This window comes from Sphingomonas sp. LR59, from assembly GCF_036855945.1.
Lineage (GTDB): Bacteria > Pseudomonadota > Alphaproteobacteria > Sphingomonadales > Sphingomonadaceae > Sphingomonas.
On sequence record NZ_JASPFL010000001.1, the window covers coordinates 1 to 19,476 of the forward strand.

The 19,476-nt window shown below is 62.2% G+C and carries 10 protein-coding genes, 3 tRNA genes and 3 rRNA genes; 9 read left to right on the plus strand and 7 right to left on the minus strand.

The features are described from left to right. Positions 1-400 precede the first annotated feature (400 nt). The 6 genes from QP164_RS00005 to QP164_RS00030 all read left to right on the plus strand — a co-directional run bounded on the left by QP164_RS00005 (position 401) and on the right by QP164_RS00030 (position 6,041). Positions 401-1,887, plus strand: a 16S ribosomal RNA gene (locus tag QP164_RS00005). Positions 1,888-2,117: 230 nt separating this feature from the next. Next, a tRNA-Ile gene (locus QP164_RS00010) sits at positions 2,118-2,194 on the plus strand. A gap of 15 nt (positions 2,195-2,209) precedes the next feature. Continuing rightward, positions 2,210-2,285, plus strand: a tRNA-Ala gene (locus QP164_RS00015). Positions 2,286-2,746: 461 nt separating this feature from the next. Beyond that, positions 2,747-5,544, plus strand: a 23S ribosomal RNA gene (locus QP164_RS00020). A gap of 221 nt (positions 5,545-5,765) precedes the next feature. Continuing rightward, positions 5,766-5,880 (plus strand): 5S ribosomal RNA (gene rrf, locus QP164_RS00025). The 16S, 23S and 5S rRNA genes sit together here with 3 tRNA genes alongside, the layout of an rRNA operon. An 84-nt stretch (positions 5,881-5,964) precedes the next feature. Further along, positions 5,965-6,041: transfer RNA gene (locus QP164_RS00030), tRNA-Met, on the plus strand. A gap of 89 nt (positions 6,042-6,130) precedes the next feature. On the opposite strand, the gene QP164_RS00035 is transcribed toward QP164_RS00030, so the two are convergent. The 6 genes from QP164_RS00035 to QP164_RS00060 form a co-directional block, all read right to left on the minus strand. Then, positions 6,131-7,177, minus strand: a complete 1,047-nt coding sequence (locus tag QP164_RS00035) for a LacI family DNA-binding transcriptional regulator (RefSeq protein WP_333921693.1) — start codon at positions 7,175-7,177, stop codon at positions 6,131-6,133. Positions 7,178-7,187: 10 nt separating this feature from the next. Then, positions 7,188-8,699 (minus strand): tryptophan halogenase family protein, encoded by a 1,512-nt coding sequence (locus QP164_RS00040; RefSeq protein ID WP_333921694.1) that lies wholly within the window; start codon positions 8,697-8,699, stop codon positions 7,188-7,190. Next, positions 8,696-9,727, minus strand: coding sequence for a cupin-like domain-containing protein (locus tag QP164_RS00045; RefSeq protein ID WP_333921695.1), 1,032 nt, complete (start codon positions 9,725-9,727; stop codon positions 8,696-8,698). The genes QP164_RS00040 and QP164_RS00045 overlap by 4 nt, the downstream gene beginning before the upstream one ends. Continuing rightward, complete coding sequence (locus QP164_RS00050; protein WP_333921696.1) at positions 9,720-10,430, minus strand: SapC family protein; 711 nt, start codon at positions 10,428-10,430, stop codon at positions 9,720-9,722. Before QP164_RS00050 ends, QP164_RS00045 begins: the two co-directional genes overlap by 8 nt. After that, positions 10,430-12,010: a tryptophan halogenase family protein gene (locus QP164_RS00055; protein WP_333921697.1), complete on the minus strand. Its 1,581-nt coding sequence runs from the start codon at positions 12,008-12,010 to the stop codon at positions 10,430-10,432. The genes QP164_RS00050 and QP164_RS00055 overlap by 1 nt, the downstream gene beginning before the upstream one ends. Positions 12,011-12,240: 230 nt before the next feature. After that, complete coding sequence (locus tag QP164_RS00060) at positions 12,241-15,291, minus strand: TonB-dependent receptor (protein WP_132739491.1); 3,051 nt, start codon at positions 15,289-15,291, stop codon at positions 12,241-12,243. Between the two features lie 281 nt (positions 15,292-15,572). Between QP164_RS00060 and QP164_RS00065 the strand changes: the two genes are divergently transcribed. Further along, positions 15,573-16,790, plus strand: coding sequence for an MFS transporter (locus QP164_RS00065; RefSeq protein WP_333921698.1), 1,218 nt, complete (start codon positions 15,573-15,575; stop codon positions 16,788-16,790). Between the two features lie 11 nt (positions 16,791-16,801). On the opposite strand, the gene QP164_RS00070 is transcribed toward QP164_RS00065, so the two are convergent. Beyond that, entirely contained in the window at positions 16,802-17,617 is an 816-nt protein-coding gene (locus tag QP164_RS00070; protein WP_333921699.1) for a glycoside hydrolase family 16 protein, read from the minus strand. Between the two features lie 305 nt (positions 17,618-17,922). Between QP164_RS00070 and QP164_RS00075 the strand changes: the two genes are divergently transcribed. Further along, positions 17,923-18,186: a hypothetical protein gene (locus QP164_RS00075; protein WP_333921700.1), complete on the plus strand. Its 264-nt coding sequence runs from the start codon at positions 17,923-17,925 to the stop codon at positions 18,184-18,186. A gap of 265 nt (positions 18,187-18,451) precedes the next feature. Next, positions 18,452-19,474: a ribosome small subunit-dependent GTPase A gene (gene rsgA, locus QP164_RS00080; protein ID WP_333921701.1), complete on the plus strand. Its 1,023-nt coding sequence runs from the start codon at positions 18,452-18,454 to the stop codon at positions 19,472-19,474. Positions 19,475-19,476: the final 2 nt, after the last annotated feature.

The window sequence follows — 19,476 nt, forward strand, 5'->3', positions numbered from 1 at the left end:
TGTAAAATAGTGTTTGACGGTATGGCGAGGTGGTCTTAGAGGGGTGTCACCGCAGCGAAGTGCCTTAGTGGTTACCGCGGTGGTCGCAAAAAACTAGATGCTGCAAGCTTTCTCGGAAGGGAGGGTTATGCGAGTGTCGGTATTTTTGTCGGCTGTTTGACATTGTAGGTTAAGATGAAGGGACATGTGGGCGGCGGCTTGCGGTTCTCGGGGTCCTCAAGGCTTCGGGGTATCGTTTAAAGCTAAGTCGTTCTCATATGTCCTTCACATATTCCATATGTAATGGACGCTCTGTCTTGGCTGTTGGCACCGGGGCGGTCGTCTGAATGATATTGTGCAGAGCGGCTCCTTGAGATGAGCTGGTTGATCGTGGAATTCCACTGCGATTGGCTGGTGACATAAACTTGAGAGTTTGATCATGGCTCAGAATGAACGCTGGCGGCATGCCTAACACATGCAAGTCGAACGAAGGCTTCGGCCTTAGTGGCGCACGGGTGCGTAACGCGTGGGAATCTGCCCCTTGGTTCGGAATAACAGTTGGAAACGACTGCTAATACCGGATGATGACGTAAGTCCAAAGATTTATCGCCGAGGGATGAGCCCGCGTAGGATTAGGTAGTTGGTGTGGTAAAGGCGCACCAAGCCGACGATCCTTAGCTGGTCTGAGAGGATGATCAGCCACACTGGGACTGAGACACGGCCCAGACTCCTACGGGAGGCAGCAGTGGGGAATATTGGACAATGGGCGAAAGCCTGATCCAGCAATGCCGCGTGAGTGATGAAGGCCTTAGGGTTGTAAAGCTCTTTTACCCGGGATGATAATGACAGTACCGGGAGAATAAGCTCCGGCTAACTCCGTGCCAGCAGCCGCGGTAATACGGAGGGAGCTAGCGTTATTCGGAATTACTGGGCGTAAAGCGCACGTAGGCGGCTTTGTAAGTAAGAGGTGAAAGCCCAGAGCTCAACTCTGGAATTGCCTTTTAGACTGCATCGCTTGAATCATGGAGAGGTCAGTGGAATTCCGAGTGTAGAGGTGAAATTCGTAGATATTCGGAAGAACACCAGTGGCGAAGGCGGCTGACTGGACATGTATTGACGCTGAGGTGCGAAAGCGTGGGGAGCAAACAGGATTAGATACCCTGGTAGTCCACGCCGTAAACGATGATAACTAGCTGTCCGGACACTTGGTGTTTGGGTGGCGCAGCTAACGCATTAAGTTATCCGCCTGGGGAGTACGGCCGCAAGGTTAAAACTCAAATGAATTGACGGGGGCCTGCACAAGCGGTGGAGCATGTGGTTTAATTCGAAGCAACGCGCAGAACCTTACCAGCGTTTGACATGGCAGGACGACTTCCAGAGATGGATTTCTTCCCTTCGGGGACCTGCACACAGGTGCTGCATGGCTGTCGTCAGCTCGTGTCGTGAGATGTTGGGTTAAGTCCCGCAACGAGCGCAACCCTCGCCTTTAGTTGCCATCATTTAGTTGGGCACTTTAAAGGAACCGCCGGTGATAAGCCGGAGGAAGGTGGGGATGACGTCAAGTCCTCATGGCCCTTACGCGCTGGGCTACACACGTGCTACAATGGCGGTGACAGTGGGCAGCAAGCACGCGAGTGTGAGCTAATCTCCAAAAGCCGTCTCAGTTCGGATTGTTCTCTGCAACTCGAGAGCATGAAGGCGGAATCGCTAGTAATCGCGGATCAGCATGCCGCGGTGAATACGTTCCCAGGCCTTGTACACACCGCCCGTCACACCATGGGAGTTGGATTCACCCGAAGGCGTTGCGCTAACTCGTAAGAGAGGCAGGCGACCACGGTGGGTTTAGCGACTGGGGTGAAGTCGTAACAAGGTAGCCGTAGGGGAACCTGCGGCTGGATCACCTCCTTTCTAAGGATATCGGCAGAAAGCGCTGATAGGCCCGCATCTTATGGTGCCACCCTGTCGGAAGAGCTTCTTCCATTCCAAAGAACATTAGCCGCCGTCCTCATGTCCCTTCATCACTAGGTTAGTCTACGAGACGAATAGCTTTGCTATTTGGCACGTGGGCAAGCTCGGCCAGCGCGCGAAGCGCGCCTCTTGGGCGCAGTTCTGCTGCGTCTGACGGGCGCAGCGGGTGTGGGCCTGTAGCTCAGTTGGTTAGAGCGCACCCCTGATAAGGGTGAGGTCGGTGGTTCGAATCCACCTAGGCCCACCACACACAAGTGCGTTTGGGGCCTTAGCTCAGCTGGGAGAGCGGTTGCTTTGCAAGCATCAGGTCATCGGTTCGATCCCGATAGGCTCCACCATTTCGCAGGAGACGAGACGAGGCAGCAAAGCTGCCGCGCACGTCGCCAAGAACGGCCAGCGCCGCAAAGCGCGCCCACAAGGCGCAGCTTCGCTGCGACTGACGGGCTCGCGGGCAACGCACCATCAGCACAACCTAGAGATGAAGAGAAACGGTTCGCCGTGCGAGAGCACGGTGATTGGGTCGAGACGACCCGTATTTGACATTGTGAATGGGTTTTTAAAATCGATGCCGTGAGGTGCTCGATTTTGGAGACGAGGATTGCTTCGGCGGTTCGTGAGGCACTCTGTGCAGCGCGATCTGAACGAGCGGTTCGAGGCTCCAGATATCGACATCATCATACTAATAATCTGGCTGAGATTATAATCATCCGCACCTGACAAAGGCCAACGCGCACTGCTCTGCCGAGTTGGTGACGTTCTTCGGAACGCACCCAGTGATGTCGTTGGTGGTGTGGACTCTCAAGCGTGAGGTAAGGGCAATTCGTGGATGCCTTGGCACATACAGGCGATGAAGGACGTGGCACGCTGCGATAAGCGTCGGTGAGCTGTGAGCAAGCTTTGACCCGACGATTTCCGAATGGGGAAACCCACCTATCCCGATTAATCCAAGCCGTGCGGTAACGCAGGGTGTTGGGTTAATTAGGTTAGGTATCACTTAGCTGAATACATAGGCTTCGTGAAGCGAACCCGGCGAACTGAAACATCTCAGTAGCTGGAGGAAAAGACATCAACCGAGATTCCGTTAGTAGTGGCGAGCGAACGCGGACCAGGCCAGTGCCTGAATTTCAACTAGTAGAAGTCTTCTGGAAAGAGACGCCATAGCGGGTGACAGCCCCGTATACGAAAGTGAGAATTCAGGACTCGAGTAGGGCGGAACACGTGAAATTCTGTCTGAACATGGGGGGACCACCCTCCAAGCCTAAATACTCGTATGTGACCGATAGCGAACTAGTACCGTGAGGGAAAGGTGAAAAGCACCCCGATGAGGGGAGTGAAACAGTACCTGAAACGGATTGCCTACAAGCAGTTGGAGGGCTTTTATGGCCTGACAGCGTACCTCTTGCATAATGGGTCTGTGACTTAATGTATCAAGCAAGCTTAAGCCGATAGGTGTAGGCGCAGCGAAAGCGAGTCTGAATAGGGCGCCAGAGTTTGATGTATTAGACCCGAAACCCGGCGATCTAGGCATGACCAGGATGAAGGTGCAGTAACATGCACTGGAGGTCCGAACCGATTAACGTTGAAAAGTTACCGGATGAGTTGTGTTTAGGGGTGAAAGGCCAATCAAGCCGGGAAATAGCTGGTTCTCCGCGAAAACTATTGAGGTAGTGCCTCGCACGAACACCTTAGGGGGTAGAGCACTGGATGGGCTAGGGGGTCGCGAGATCTACCAAACCTAACCAAACTCCGAATACCTAAGAGTGATATGCGGGAGACAGACGGCGGGTGCTAAGGTCCGTCGTCAAAAGGGAAACAGCCCTGACCTACAGCTAAGGCCCCCAAATCGTATCTAAGTGGGAAAGCATGTGGGACTTCCAAAACAACCAGGAGGTTGGCTTAGAAGCAGCCATCCTTTAAAGAAAGCGTAACAGCTCACTGGTCTAAACAAGAGGTCCTGCGGCGAAGATGTAACGGGGCTCAAGATACGTGCCGAAGCTTAGGGTGTACCACTGATGTGGTACGCGGTAGCGGAGCGTTCCGTAAGCCTGTGAAGCGATCTGGTAATGGGTCGTGGAGGTATCGGAAGTGCGAATGCAGACATGAGTAGCGATAAAGAGGGTGAGATGCCCTCTCGCCGAAAGACCAAGGGTTCCTGCGCAAGGCTAATCCGCGCAGGGTGAGCCGGCCCCTAAGACGAGCCCGAAGGGGGTAGTCGATGGGAACCACGTTAATATTCGTGGGCCTGGTGGTGTGTGACGGATCATGTGTGTTGTCATCCCTTATCGGATTGGGATGGCTTCGAAATGGTTCCAGGAAATAGCCCCACCGTATAGACCGTACCCGAAACCGACACAGGTGGTCAGGTAGAGTATACCAAGGCGCTTGAGAGAAGTGTCCTGAAGGAACTCGGCAAATTGCCTCCGTACCTTCGGAAGAAGGAGGCCCTCACTATGCGCAAGCACTTTGAGGGGGCACAGGCCAGGGGGTAGCGACTGTTTAGCAAAAACACAGGGCTCTGCTAAGTCGGCTTCAAGACGACGTATAGGGCCTGACGCCTGCCCGGTGCCTGAAGGTTAAGTGGAGGGGTGCAAGCTCTGAAATGAAGCCCAGGTAAACGGCGGCCGTAACTATAACGGTCCTAAGGTAGCGAAATTCCTTGTCGGGTAAGTTCCGACCTGCACGAATGGCGTAACGACTTCCCCACTGTCTCCAGGACATGCTCAGCGAAATTGAATTCTCCGTGAAGATGCGGAGTACCCGCGGTTAGACGGAAAGACCCCGTGCACCTTTACTGCAGCTTCAGAGTGGCATTAGGAAGAAACTGTGTAGCATAGGTGGGAGGCTTTGAAGCATCGGCGCCAGCTGATGTGGAGCCATAGGTGAAATACCACCCTGTTTGTTTCTGATGTCTAACCTCGTTCCGTAAGCCGGAACAGGGACCCTCTGTGGCGGGTAGTTTGACTGGGGCGGTCGCCTCCTAAAGAGTAACGGAGGCGCGCAATGGTGGGCTCAGGACGGTCGGAAACCGTCTGTTAGAGTGCAATGGCATAAGCCCGCCTGACTGCGAGACTGACAAGTCGAGCAGAGACGAAAGTCGGTCATAGTGATCCGGTGGTCCCTCGTGGAAGGGCCATCGCTCAACGGATAAAAGGTACGCCGGGGATAACAGGCTGATAACCCCCAAGAGCTCATATCGACGGGGTTGTTTGGCACCTCGATGTCGGCTCATCACATCCTGGGGCTGGAGCAGGTCCCAAGGGTTTGGCTGTTCGCCAATTAAAGTGGTACGTGAGCTGGGTTCAGAACGTCGCGAGACAGTTTGGTCCCTATCTGCCGTGGGCGTCGAAATTTGAGAGGAGTTGACCCTAGTACGAGAGGACCGGGTTGAACATACCTCTGGTGTACCAGTCGTTCCGCCAGGAGCGCAGCTGGGTAGCTATGTATGGACGGGATAACCGCTGAAAGCATCTAAGCGGGAAGCCTCCCTCGAGATAAGATTTCATAGAGCCGTCGGAGACCACGACGTTGATAGATCGGATGTAGAAGTGCGGTAACGCATGGAGCTAACCGATACTAATTGCTCTATTCGCGCTTGAGAGTCTCACACCATCAATGACAACACTGGGTCACCAGTAGCGACAAACGATGCGTGCGGATGATTAAGACGACGCCAGATTGCCAATCCCCTCGCCGTCGAGGGATTGGTCAAATACCACTACAAACCTTGCACGGTATCGATTTTAAAACCCTGTCCCGGCGAAAGCCGGGGCCAGGGTACCCATAGCATTCCCCAACGTATCGTCGCACCGGCTCCATTGCCTGGTGGCTATAGCGTCGGTGTCCCACCCGATCCCATTCCGAACTCGGCCGTGAAACCCGACTGCGCCAATGGTACTATCGCTCAAGCGATGGAAGAGTAGGTCGTCGCCAGGCATTGAAGCCCGTGCGGCAATACGTAACACAGAACGCTTGAAACCCATTCACCATGTCTCATACCCCCTTCGCGAAAGCGAATGTCGCGGGGTGGAGCAGCCCGGTAGCTCGTCAGGCTCATAACCTGAAGGTCACAGGTTCAAATCCTGTCCCCGCAACCATCTACAATAGCCCCGCCCACAAAGCGGGGCTTTGTCGTGTCTGGCCGACACACACCGCTCGCAAACTCCAGCATGCGTACAGCCCACCGTTAAGGTGCGGATGTCGAATGGCGTAATGTCAGCACCGCAGGAACTGTCACGGGAGTGGTCGTTGCCAGTCGGGCGTCGAGATCCGCGATGATCAGTGCAACCGCACGCGCGGTGACTTCGGCGATCGGCTGGACGATCGCAGTCAGCGGTGGATGCGCGAGACGAATGATCGGCGTGTCGTCGAAGCTGATCAACGACAGATTGCGAGGGATTGCTAAGTCGCGCTCGCGCGCCAATTCGAGCGTCGCAAGCGTCATCTGATCGTTGCTCGCGATGATCGCGGTCGGGGGCTCGGCGAGCGCCAGGAGTTGCATCGCCGCCGCGCGTCCCGACGCGTGGCTGAAGTCGCCGACCGCCAACAGATCATCGCATGCGACCCCCGCCGCCTGCATCGCCGCGCGCCAGCCATCGACCCGCCACGCGCTGAGTTCATAGTCTGCCGGCCCGGCGATGAAGCCGATGCGCCGGTGGCCGAGTTCGAGCAGATGCTCGGTGGCGATGAATGCGGCCCGCGTATCGTCCATGATCAGTCGGAGGCCAGGCCCTTCGATCAGCGAGCCGATCCGTGCAAAGCTGATGCCATGGGCCTCGAGCAGGTTGATGATCAGCGGATTGCCTGAATGCGGCGGCGTCAGGATCACGCCATCGGGCTGCAGCGCGGCGATCGCGGCCTGCAGCTCGCGCTCGATATGGTCGCTATGCGTGTCGACGAGTTCGACGATCAACCGGTACCCGTGTTCCGCGCACGTCAGCATGCCGCCGAGCATCATCTGGTCGAACCAATCGGTGCCCTGTCGCGCGCGCCAGTCGGCGATCGTCCGCTCGCGGTCGTTGAGCGCGAGGATCAGGTACGAGCGCGATCCGCCCATGCGTTGCGCGGCGATCGACGGGACGTAGCCAAGCTTGTCGATCGACGCCTGGACGCGGGCCATCATCTCGGGGCGCACGCCCGAGTCCTTGTTGACGACGCGACTGACGGTTTGCAGCGAAACGCCTGCATCCGCCGCGACATGCTTGATCGTTACCGCTTGACGTCGCCGTGCCATGCGTCTGAATTCAGGCTGTGAGGACGGGCGAGGGAGTGGGGGCGTTGCCGCAGTAGCGCGCGACATAGGCGGCGTGCTCGGGCAGCCCGGCAACGGTCGCGTTGGTGCCGTCGCGCAAGCCACCAAGCAGCCGCGCCAGTTCCTCGTCGCGCAGCTTGGTGGCGATCGGGTGATAGCTGCGCGGCACGATCCCCTGGCCGAGCATCACCTGCACCCAGCTGTTTTCCGCGAACAGCTCCTCGTTCTTGCGGAACACGCGGCCGGTCGCGCGGAACAGCTCGATCTTCTGTTCGAGCGAGGCGGGGATCGGCATCGCCGCGCATTGCCGCCAGAACGCGCTGTCACGGCGCTCGGTCGCCTTATAATGCAGGATCAGGAAATCGCGGATCTGCAGCATGTCGGTATGCTGCTGGTCGTTGAATTCGGCGACGTCGCGGGGGCTCACCGCCCCCGACGGGAACAGCCGCAACAGCCGCAGTACCGCGCGCTGGATCAGGTGGATGCTGGTCGATTCCAACGGCTCCATGAACCCACCCGACAGCCCGATCGCGATGCAGTTGCGATGCCATTGCTGCCGCCGCGCGCCGGTCACGAAACGGATCACGTTCGGCTCGGTCAGCGTCTTGCCCTCGATATTGCCGAGCAGCCGGTCGAGTGCTGCGTCGCGGTCGAGATAGCGGCTGCAATAGACGATGCCGTTGCCGGTCCGATGCTGGAGCGGGATGCGCCACTGCCAGCCCGCATCATGCGCCATCGCCCGCGTATAGGGCAAGGCAGGCCGCACGCTCTCGGTCTGGATCGCGATCGCGGAATCGCACGGCAGGTAATGCGTCCAGTCGTCGAACCCGGCGTGCAGCGCGCCCTCGATCAGCAACGCGCGAAACCCCGTGCAGTCGAGGAACAGGTCGCCCTCGATCCGCACACCGGACTCGAGCACCAGCGCGGCGATGTCGCCACTCTCGCCGTTCAGCTCGACCTGCGCGATCCTGCCTTCGAGGCGGCGCGTGCCGTCGGCCTCCGCCATTTTCCGGAGGAACTTGGCGTAGCGCGTCGAGTCGAGCTGGTACGCATAGTTCATCCGGTCGTCGGGCAGGTGCGCGAACTTGCCCTGCAACGCCGCACGCAGTTCGAGGCAGTAATCGTCGTAGGGTTGCGCGTGACCCTTGGTCAGGCCGTGCAGCCAGAAATGCTGGAAACCTGCGGACCAGTGATCCTTGCCGGTGATCCCGAACGAGTGGAAATAGCGCTCGCCGCGATCCTTCCAGTCGTCGAACAGGATACCGAGTTTGAACGTCGCCTGCGTCTCGCGCATGAACTCGGCTTCGTTGATCCCGAGCAGGCGGTTGAAGGTGATCATCGGCGGGATCGTCGATTCGCCGACGCCGACCGTGCCGATCGCATCGGATTCGACCAGGGTAAGCTCGATCGTGCTGCCCATCGTGCGCGCGATTGCGGCGGCTGCCATCCAGCCTGCGGTGCCGCCGCCCGCGATCACGACGCGGCGTATAGGGTGTTCGGTCATCGGCTGAGCGCTCTCAGGAGGAAGGCGCGGAGGCGACCCGCGGTGTCGGCAGTGAGCGGCGCGAGCACGCCGCGCGCCGCCTCGGGAATGTGGTCCGTGACGTCGGGGCCGTTGGCGAAGACATACTGGTCGAACATCTCGCGCCAATGCGTCTTCTCGTCCGCGGGGAGGTCACGGATCGCCAGCATCGCGTGGTTGAGCGCATCCTGCGGCTGGCCGAGCCACCGCGGCGTCTCGCGCCACCAGTAATTCACCAGCACGTTGAAGTCGGACAGCCCCTCGACATGGTGCCACCACATCGCCGGGATGTAGAGCGCGTCGCCAGCTTCCAGTTCCGCGACCTGGCCGTGCTCCAGCGCCTGTCGGAAACGGGGGTGTGTGGCGAAGTCCGGATCGTGGAAATCGACCATGCTGACCGCGCGCCCGGCCGGCGTGTTGTCGACAGGGCCGAGGTAGAGATTGCGGAACTGGTCGCGCGGAAAGACCGTGAAGCGCCGCCGCCCGACCGCGACGCAGGCGAGATTGTCGGGCACGTCGTTATGCGCGGCGATCCGCGTCCGGGTGCCCATCCAGATGCTGGCGAGCGGCGTGCGGTCGCCGAGATCCACATGGTTCGCCTCGTGCAATCCGACGAAGAATTGGTGCATGTCGATCGACGCGAGATAGATGGCATGCGCCTCGGCCGCGCCTTCGTTGGAGTCGATCCGCGCGAAGATCTCGGGCAGTTTCGCGCGCAGCATCTGGAAGTTCATCGCGTGCGCCGCGTCGTAAAACAATCGGCCGCCGCTGTCGGGCATCGCGACTGAAACTGCGAAAGGGAGGTCGCGCGCGTGGGCCTGGATATAGTCGCGTGCGGCCTTCGCGGATTGCACCCCGGCGCGGACCATCGGCCAGTCGGCGATTAGCCCGCGCACGATGAACGGCGTGGTCGCCTCGCGCAGATGCACGTCCAGATCCGTGGCATCGCGGATGACGATCTCGCGGATGCGCGGCATGGTCGCGAAGATGCCGGGCTCCGCGTCAGCCACGCGTCATCCGCCGGTTCTTCCGCGCGACGAGATCGCCGATGTTGCCGAGCGAGGCGAGCGCCATGAAGATCGGCATCATGTGCCCGGCAGCGTGCAGGTCCGCTACCGCAGCGCCGTCGAGCGCGGCCAGCCGGTCCTCGTCGATCACGTGATAGCCCACCAGCCGGTTCTTCGCGCCATCGTCGAGCGTGACATCGAGCGTCAGCGGTTCCAGCAGCTCGTAGCGGCGCACTGCGGCGAAGAAATCCGCGGACGCGACATAGTCGGTGTCGAGCGCCCGGAGCTGATCGGTGATCCGTTCGAGATACGGCGTCGGTCGGCCCGTATCGTCGAACACGCGCATGCCTTCGTCCGCCCCGATCCGCGGACTCGCCATGTCGATATGGACCTGGCGGACGTCGCCGGCGCCGCGGCCGACCAGGAACGGCTGGCTGTCGATCGCGAGCGGACGATAGCGCGCGTCCCATCCGGCGTCGGTCAGGAACAGGTTCTCGCCCGGCTCGAACCCGAACATCGCCAGCGCGGTGAAGCTGTCGCGCTCCGCGTCAAGCTGGAACAGGATCGGATAGTGCGTCTGGACCCGCCGGAACTCGCTCGGGACGGTGATGCACGTCATCACCGCGTCGCCCAGTTCGGGGGCGCGTTCGGTACGGATACGCAGGTCGCGGTGGTCTTCGGCGGTAAGGATGACGTGGTCGGACATCAGGCTGACAATTCCATGGCGGGAGCGGTCGCGTGCCGCAGGGCATCGAGATAGGCACGGTTGGTCGGCAGGCCAGCGGCGAGCATACGCTTGCGCTGATCGACCTGCGCCAGCAAGGTTTCCGTCCGCGTACGGTCCGCCGTGGCGATCGGTCCGCGGGTCGGCACGGGGAAGCCCATGCCGTACAGGACATATTGATAGCTCGCGGCCGGGAAGATCTCGTCGATCATCGGGAAATCCGCGCGCGATGGCGGTTGGTGGCGCCAGAGCGTCAGCAGTTCGGCGAGGCGCGGCGGGATCGATGCGGCGTCGCGGTGATCGCGCCAATAGGGTTCGTCGCGCTCGCTGAGCACGTAATGCAGCTTCAGGAACTCGACGATCCGGTCCCAGCGGTAGCGAAACAGCGTGTTGAAGCGCGTCGCGTGAATATCCATCGCGCCGCGGTGGCTGGGGAAATTGTCGAGTAGCGCATCGAGCGACAGTTCGATCAGGACGATCGCCGACGCTTCGAGCGGCTCCAGGAATCCGGCCGACAGCCCGACCGCCAGGCAATTGCGTTCCCAGAATCGCTCGTGATGGCGCGACTGGAACTTGAGTTGGCGGAAAATGGGTAATGCGGCGTCGGGCACGGTGGTGCGGATATAGCGCGCAAGCGTCTCAGCCGCCGCGTCGTCGCTCAGATGCGCTGAGGAATAGACGCAGCCGATGCCGCGGCGGGTGGGCAGGCCGATGTCCCAGATCCAGCCCGCGGCGTGCGCGGTGGCGTTGGTCTGCGAGGCGATCGCGCTGTCGGGCGCGACGGGCATCTGCACCGCCAGCGCGCGATCGTTGAACAACTCGCCACCGCGGTCGATCGTGGCGATGTCGTAATGCCCGCCGATCAACAGTGCTGCGTGACCGGTGCAATCGAGGAACAGGTCGCCCGCGATCGCACCCGACGCGCGCGTCTGGACCGCGGCGATGTCGCCGTGCTCGGTGTTGTCGATGCCGACGACGTGGTCGCGGATGTGGCGGACACCGAGCCGCTCGGTTGCATGGCGCGTCAGCAGTGCGGCGAGCTTGCCGGCGTCGAGGTGGTAGGCATAGTTCAGCGTGCCCGCGTAGTCAGGCATCGCCCGCTGGCGGGGCGCGAGGTCGCGGTGGCAGATCTCGCCTTGCGCGCCGACACTGTTCGCGAACTGACCGCCATGCTCGGCCCAGGCTGCGACGATGTCGCGCGGGTCGCCGTCGACGGGTGCGGTGAAGGGGTGGAGATAGCTGTCGTCGGGGGCGCCGGTCCGCCAGCCGTCGAACCGCGATCCCTGTTTGAACGATGCGTCGCAGGCGAGGATGAAGTCGGCCTCGGCGATACCGATGCGTTCGAGCGTGCGGCGCATCGTCGGCCATGTGCCTTCGCCGACGCCGATCGTCGGCACGTCGGGGGACTCGATCAGGGTTACCTTGAGGGGGTGTGCGGCGCCGTGATCGGTGCGGGCGGCGATCAGGCAGGCGGCGAGCCAACCGGCCGTACCGCCGCCGACGATCACGATGTTCGTGATCGGGTGGTCGTTCGTTGCTTCGGGGCCGGTATTCGTGGCCATCGTTTGCTGCCTGTTTCCCTCATTCGAGTGCATCTCGACTTGCCTTGCCATCGCCGAAAACGCCATCTTTCCCCGGTCATTGCGGTCGCTCGAATCCTCCCCGCCAGGAGGAGGTGGCTGGCTCTTGCCAGACGGAGGGGGAGGTAAGGGTAACAGCGGTCCCGTGTTCCTCCCCTCCGTCGCCTCCGGCGCCACCTCCCCCTTGCGGGGGAGGATTCCAAACACCCGCCTCAGAAGTTGAAGCGCAGGCCGGCCGAGTAGCGTGCGTAGCCCGGCTGCGCGAAGGTTACGAAATTGTCCGAGCGACGATGCCCGCGACGCCCTTGGCCGGTGAGGTTGATGACCTCGCCGAACACCGCCAGCCCCTTGGTCATCTGGACGCTCGCGCTCGCATCGACCTGGCCGTACGCCTCGACATAGGTCGGGTCGAACGCGCCGCCGGCATAGAATTGCCCGCGCCAGTTATACGCGACACGCGCCTGGAAGCCGTTCTTGTCGTAATAGCCGACCGCGTTGGCGCTGTCGCTGAGCCCGGTCAGCGCGAACTGGCCGATATTCGGATCGAGCGCGTTGTCGTACTTCGCGTCGCCGTTGACGATCGTGTAGTTCAGGATGACGCCGAACCCGGTTTCCCACAGGCGGTGCTGGATCGCGAATTCCCAGCCGTTGATGTTGGCGGTCTGGTCGCTGTTGAACGGCTGGCTCACCTGGAAGTTGAACAGATCGTCCTGCGGCAGGCCGAAGATATTGCCCGTCAGCAGCCCCGCATCGCTCGTCCCCGTGACCTGCGACGAGGCCGGGAAGTTGCGCAGGATGTAATCGCGTACCAAATTGTTGTCGGTCGATCCGAGTGCCGCCACCGCCTGACGATAGCGCGGGCCCGAGCCTGGGTTGCGCAGATCGAATGCCGGCGTGTTGATCTGCGTCGTGCCGATGAAGTTCTGTACGTCCTTGGTGAAATACCCGACCGAAATATAGCTTTCGCGGCCGTAATACCATTCCGCGGACAGATCGATGTTCTTCGACTTGTACGGGATCAGGTTCGGGTTGCCCTGGCTGCCGGTGCCGCCACCGATCCGCGGGTTGGAGTCGATGTTCAGGCCGCCCTGGAGGCTGCCGTAATCCGCGCGCGTGATGGTGTGGCTGTACGACGCGCGCAGCTTGACGTTGCGGACCGGTTCGATGTCGAAATCGACCGCGGGCAGCCAATTGTGATAGCGGCCCTTGAGCGTCGTGAACGCGGCGTTGGCCGCATAGGTCAGGGCGAATTCGTTCGCCCCGGTCCAGCGTGTACCGGTCGGGATCGGCACCAATGCCGACGAGTTCACCTGTGTCTCGTCGTAGCGGACGCCACCGATGATGTGCGCCGGTCGATCGAAGACGTCGAACTTGCCGTTGAACTGGATGTAGGGCGAGATCGTCCGCTCGCGGATGCGGCGATCGTTGGTGTAGTTGGCAAGGCAAGTGCCAGGCGCGGCGGTGCCGGTCTGCGGGGCGCTGCAGATATTATACTGCGACCGCAGCAGTTCGGCCATCTGCTCGAAATTGAACGTGTAGATCGACTGCGGGATCGCCGGATTGTTCGCGCCCGATACGCCCTTGAACTTGTCGGGGATGCTGGTGAGGTTGAAGAAATCGTCGGGAACCGCCGCTGCACCGGCTGCCGCGCCGCGCGGATCGATCCCGCCCCAGGTCTCGTTCTGGATAAAGCCGTAGGCCGAGCGGACCTTGTTGTCGACGTACGAGAAGCCCCAGTCGATGCTGTCGAGGAAATCGCCGTCGTGGTCGTAATGCCCCTTCAGCTGGAGCTGGTTGATCTCGTCCTTGAAATACGCGTTGCGGAACGCGTTGCCGGTCGGCGTGATCAACGACGCGTTCAGCGGGTCGATGCCGGGGTACATCTGGTACGAGATAATCGGCAGGTCGTTCTCGAAATTCACGGTCTGCGACTGGACGCCGAAGATCGCGCCGCCGATCGACGTGCTGCTGCCGTAATCGTTGGTCGGCTTCGAGACCGCGGTCGAGTGATGCGCGTCAAGCGACATCGTGACATTGCCGGGCGCTTCCCAGGTCAGGTTGCCGCCGATCGACTTGTTCTCGGATTTGTTCGCGGTCAGCGAGCTGCTGTACGACAGATCCTTGCCCGGCGCGAAATTCTCCGAATAGAAAACCGGACCGGCTGCCGGCCCATTGGTCCATGCGCTGCGCGTGTCGCCGAAGTTGAACCAGATGCCGACGCTGCTGTCGCGCACCTCGACCTTGTTGCTCGAATAGGTGAGGTCGAGCGTCGCCGTCAGCGTGTCGGTCGGCTTGGCCTGAAGGACCAGCTGGCCGTTGATGCGCTCGCGGTCGATGTCGATGACGTCGTAGGCGGCACTCTGCGGGATCTCATAGACGTCGGTCGGACCGGGGCGGTTGGTGATGTTGGCGGCGCCCGGCGTGCCGGGCTGTGCCAGCGTGCCCCAGTTATTCTCAGCCCCCAGGAACCCGTCGCGGAAGCCGACGCTCGCCGAGTTGTTGCTCGCCTTGCGACGCTGATACGCGCCGCTGAACAGGATACCGATCCGGTCGTCGGCGAAGGTGGTGGACAGGATGCCCGACACTTCCGGCGTGATCTGGTCCTTGCCGTTGCGCGAGCTGTCGAGCACGCCCTTGGCGGCGATGCTGCCACGCGTGCCCGGCTTGTCGAGCGGGCGCGGGGTGCGGATGTTGATCGTCGAGCCGATGCCGCCCGAGGGCACGGCGGCGCGACCGGTCTTGTAGACCTCGACCGCGGCGACGCCTTCGGAGGCGAGGTTGGCGAAGTCGAACGAGCGCGAGGCGGGCGCGCTGGCGCCGTCGCCGAGTGTCGAGGTCGGCATCTGGCGACCGTTCAGCGTGACGAGGTTATATTCCGGGCCGAAGCCGCGGACGGTGACGGTCGAGCCTTCACCGTTCGAGCGGTCGATCGATACGCCGGTGATGCGCTGCAGTGACTCGGCGAGGTTGGTGTCGGGGAACTTGCCGATATCTTCCGACGAAATCGCGTCGACCACGCCCTGGCCATTGCGCTTGATGTCGATCGCCTCGCGCAGCGATGCGCGGATGCCGGTGACGACGATATCGTCGGTGGCCTCGTTCGGACCGGTGGGGGTGGCCTGCGGTACGATGTCCGAAGAGCCTGGATTGCCGACCGTTGCGGCAGCGTCCTGCGCCATGGCGATGCCGGGCAGGCCAACTAAGGCCAGTGCCGATGTGCCGATGACGAAACGCGAAAGCGAGCGAGCTGTGAAGCCACGCATGATAGTCCTCCCCTGTAGACGGCGCTATGAGCTGCGCCTTCCCCGTGAACGTTCACATTCTCTGTCCGTCACAGTGTGTCAAGCACGGTAGCGCTACCGTTGTGAACGTTCACAAAATATGTCGATTATAGTGTCCGCGCTGCAACATATCGGGGTTCGAAGCGGCCGCGCGTCGGGTCGTGCGGTGACGCAATGCATCACGCCAAGGGCCTTCGAGACGCCCCATGTCGGCGACGGACGGAGGTTGCCCTGCTGGTATCGCGCGGCCTAGGAACAGCGCAATGGCGCGCCATCCCGCTCTCCCGACCGCGCCGCTACCCGATCGTCGGTCAACCGGCTTTCTGCTGGTTTTCGCGCTCGCTTATGTCGGTGGAGTCATCGGCTACCTGCCGTTTTTGACGTTGCTGTTGCCGATCAAGGTCGCTGCCGTCGCCGGGGCAGGGCGGCTGGGCGTCCTCACCGTGATCGTGGTTGCCGGCGCGCTTTCGGCCAGCGTCGCCAACATCGCGTTCGGTTGGCTGAGCGACCGATCGGTCGCCCGCGGCGGCGGGCGTCGCAAGTGGCTCGCCGGCGGGCTCGTCGCCACGACGCTTTCCTATGCGGCGATCGGCGCGGCGACGTCGTCGACCGGTCTTATCCTGTCGGTTGTGACGTTCCAGGTCGCGGTGAATGCAGTGCTCGCGCCGCTGCTGGCGATCATGGCCGACGAGGTGCCCGATGCGCAGAAGGGTCTGGCCGGCGGTCTGCTCGCGGTGGCAAGCCCGGTCGCCGCGGCGCTGGCGGCGGCGTTGATGGCAACCGCCCTGCTCGGCGAGGCGGCGCGGCTGGCGATCGTGCCGCTCGCAGTGGTCGCCTGTACGATGCCCCTGTTGCTGCAGCGCGCGCAGCCGGTGGTGCCGGACGACCCGCCACGGCCGGCGAGGGCGGTGCTACGGCGCGACCTGGCGCTGGCCTGGACCGCGCGGCTGTTCGTCCAGATCGCGGGCAGCGCGCTGTTCGTCTATTTCTTCTACTATCTCGAAAGCGTCACGCCGGCAGTCGCACCAGCGACGATCGCGGCGCGGATGGGAACGGTGATGATCGTCGCCTATTCGGTGCCGCTGCCGATCGCGGTCTTCGTCGGTCGTCTTGCCGATCGTTCGGGTCGGACCAAGCCGTTCCTCTTCGCGGCAACCGTCGTCGCGGCTGCGGGACTATTGGGAATGGCGGGCGCGCAGAGCTTTACGGGCGGTGCGGTCGCGTTCTGCGTCTACAGCACCGGGACGTCGGTGTTCCTGGCGCTCCATGCGTCGTTCGCGATGCAGCTGTTGCCCGACGCCCGCCATCGTGGCCGCGATCTCGGGTTGCTCAACCTGACCAACACGCTGCCCGGCCTGCTTGGACCGACGCTGACCTGGGCGCTTGCCACGCCGACCGACTTCGATGGGGTGATGCTCGTGCTCGCCGCACTGACGCTGTGCGGCGGGCTGGTCATCCTTTTCGCACAGGGCCGCCGGTGAAGGGGCTTTGGTCAGCGCTGCCAGTAGCGGACGTAATCGATCGCCATCCGCTGCGGAAACGCCACGTCGTCGATCCCCTTCTGGCCACCCCAGTCGCCACCCACCGCGAGGTTGAGGATCAGGTCATAGGGGCGCGTGAACGGCCACGCCGCCTTGCCGCCGGGCTGGTCGTTGGCGACGCGCATGATCGCGCGGCCATCGACACCGATCGTGATCGCATCCGCGCGCCAGTCGAGCTGATAGCGGTGATATGCCGTGCAGGCGGTCGCGAGTCCGATCTGCGCGCCGCGTTGCGTGCCCTTGGTGTGATTGAATGCCGCCGTGTGGAGTGTCGCATGGACGACGTTTGCATCCCAGCCGACCATCTCCATGATGTCGATCTCGCCCTCGTCGGGCCATTTTCCGCCCGACGGCAGCAGCCAGATCGCCGGCCAGCTGCCACGCCCGCACGGCAGTTTCGCGCGGACTTCGTAAAAGCCATACCCACGCGGGGTGCGCGAGACGAGCTTGGCTGAGGTGTACGCCTGACCGCCCCAATCGGCGAAGCGCGCCTTTGACAGCGTCTCGCGCCGCGCCTCGATCACCAGAGCGCCGTTTTCGATCCGCGCATTTTCGGCCCGGTCCTTGGCGTAATATTGGCGTTCGTGATTGTACCATCCTTCGGCGTTGCGCGACACGTCGAAGCGCCATTTGGTCTGGTCGATCGCCTTGCCGTCGAACTCGTCGGCAAAGCTCGGGCGCCCTTTGGGTACGGGCATCGGTGCATCGACGCTGTAATTGGTCGCGCCCAGCGTGGCGGCTTGCGCGGCAAGTATCAGCAGGATCATCGGATCGCCCTCGCCATCATGATGCGCCCGATCGACCCGTCCGGCACAAACCGGTGCGTTGGTTGCTGGTCCATGCGGCACCTCTCCCAATTCGCCCCGGAGCCGTCACCGCATGATGCGGATGCGTTCGGGTAGCACGGCAAAGCTATGTCAATTGGCACGGGAGCTCAACTCCGGCCCTACCAAGGCGCGGTGTACCTGGCCGAGCGTCGGTGGTATCGGCGGCGGTCGGCTGGCGTGATCACCGTGGCCGGCCGGGAAACGTCGGCAGGCCTGCGTCGCGTGCGAGAGAATGCGAGAAGCGTGTGGCGGACAAGATCGTAAAGACCTGGGACGGGGCGGTGGCCCGCAAATGGCTGGAAAGCCGGGTCGTTGCGGCGCGCGCGGATCAGGTCGTCGCGGAGCGCGGCGGGCGGGAGCTTCAGGACGATTGCGACAAGGCGAGCGCCGAGGAGATGGTCTGCTCGCTGATCCTGAAGGCCAAAGCATCGCTGGATACGCAGGAGGCGGTATCGAACCTCCTCCGCGCGCTGCTGGAGCGGGACGACTATATCTGGCGCGGCGTCTAAAACGACACGCGCTTCGACCGCCATGTCCGAAGCTATGTGAAGAAGGTGATCCGGATGGTGAAGCTCAACGATGGCTTCGAGAAAGTCACGCATTACCAGTGAACCGGGACCAGTAAATCGGGACCAGTAAACCGGGCGTTGCCGATTTGCCGTCCCGCCGGATGCTCTGCATGGTCGCTTCGCGGAGCCGAGCGTGCCATACCGGGCAGGGATCACCATATCGGTGAGCCCGACCTACGATGATCGCGAACCGTCGTGAAGAAAGATGCCGCTGCGCCCTATGATGCCGACCGACGAGACATTGGAAGATCTTGGCTGGGATGACCATTTCAGCGCCCAGCTGTCGGACGAGGACCTGCGCGACCTTCATCCCGTCCGGGTGATGTCGGTCCATCGTGGTCAGATCGCGGTGGCGGGAGCCGGCGGCCGGCAGCTCGTGACGCCCTATATCGCGGGGGCGCAACCGACCGACGATCATCCGACCGTCGGCGACTGGGTGCTGATCGAGACGTCCACCGGCTTGCCGATCCGCGTGCTTCACCGCAAGAACCTGTTCAAGCGTCGCGCGCCGGGCGATCCGCGTCGCGAGCAGATGATCGCCGCGAACGTCGATACGGTATTCCTCGTCGCATCGTGCAACGAAGACTTCAGCGTCGCGCGGCTCGAGCGCTATCTGGTGCTGGCGCACGACGTGGAGGTTACCCCGGTCGTCGTGCTGACCAAGGCGGACCTGACCGACACACCGGACGTTTACGTCGCAGCGGCGCGAGCGATCGAGCCCGGCCTGAGGGTCGAGATCGTCAATGGGCGTGATCCACACGCCGTCACCGGCCTCGCGGACTGGTGCGGCCCCGGCCAGACCGTCGCGTTCCTCGGCTCGTCCGGGGTCGGCAAGTCGACGCTGGTCAACTCGCTACGCGGCTCGGACAGCATCGCGACCCAGGCCATTCGTGCGAACGACTCCACTGGCCGCCACACCACGACGGTGCGCGAGATGCACCGGCTGGCGCAGGGAGGGTGGCTGCTCGATACGCCGGGCATGCGCGAGTTGCAGTTGGCCGACGCGGCCACCGGGATCGCGGAGATCTTCGACGATTTCGTCGCGGCTGCGGAGGAGTGTCGTTTTTCCAACTGTTCGCATAGCGTCGAACCCGGGTGCGCGGTTCAGGCCGGGATCGCAGCGGGACATCTCACGCGTGCCCGGTTCGAGCGTTGGCAGCGGCTGGGCGCCGAAGAGCGCGCGAACACCGCCAAACAGACTAAGCGAAGGTCTCCTAAAGGAGTGTAACA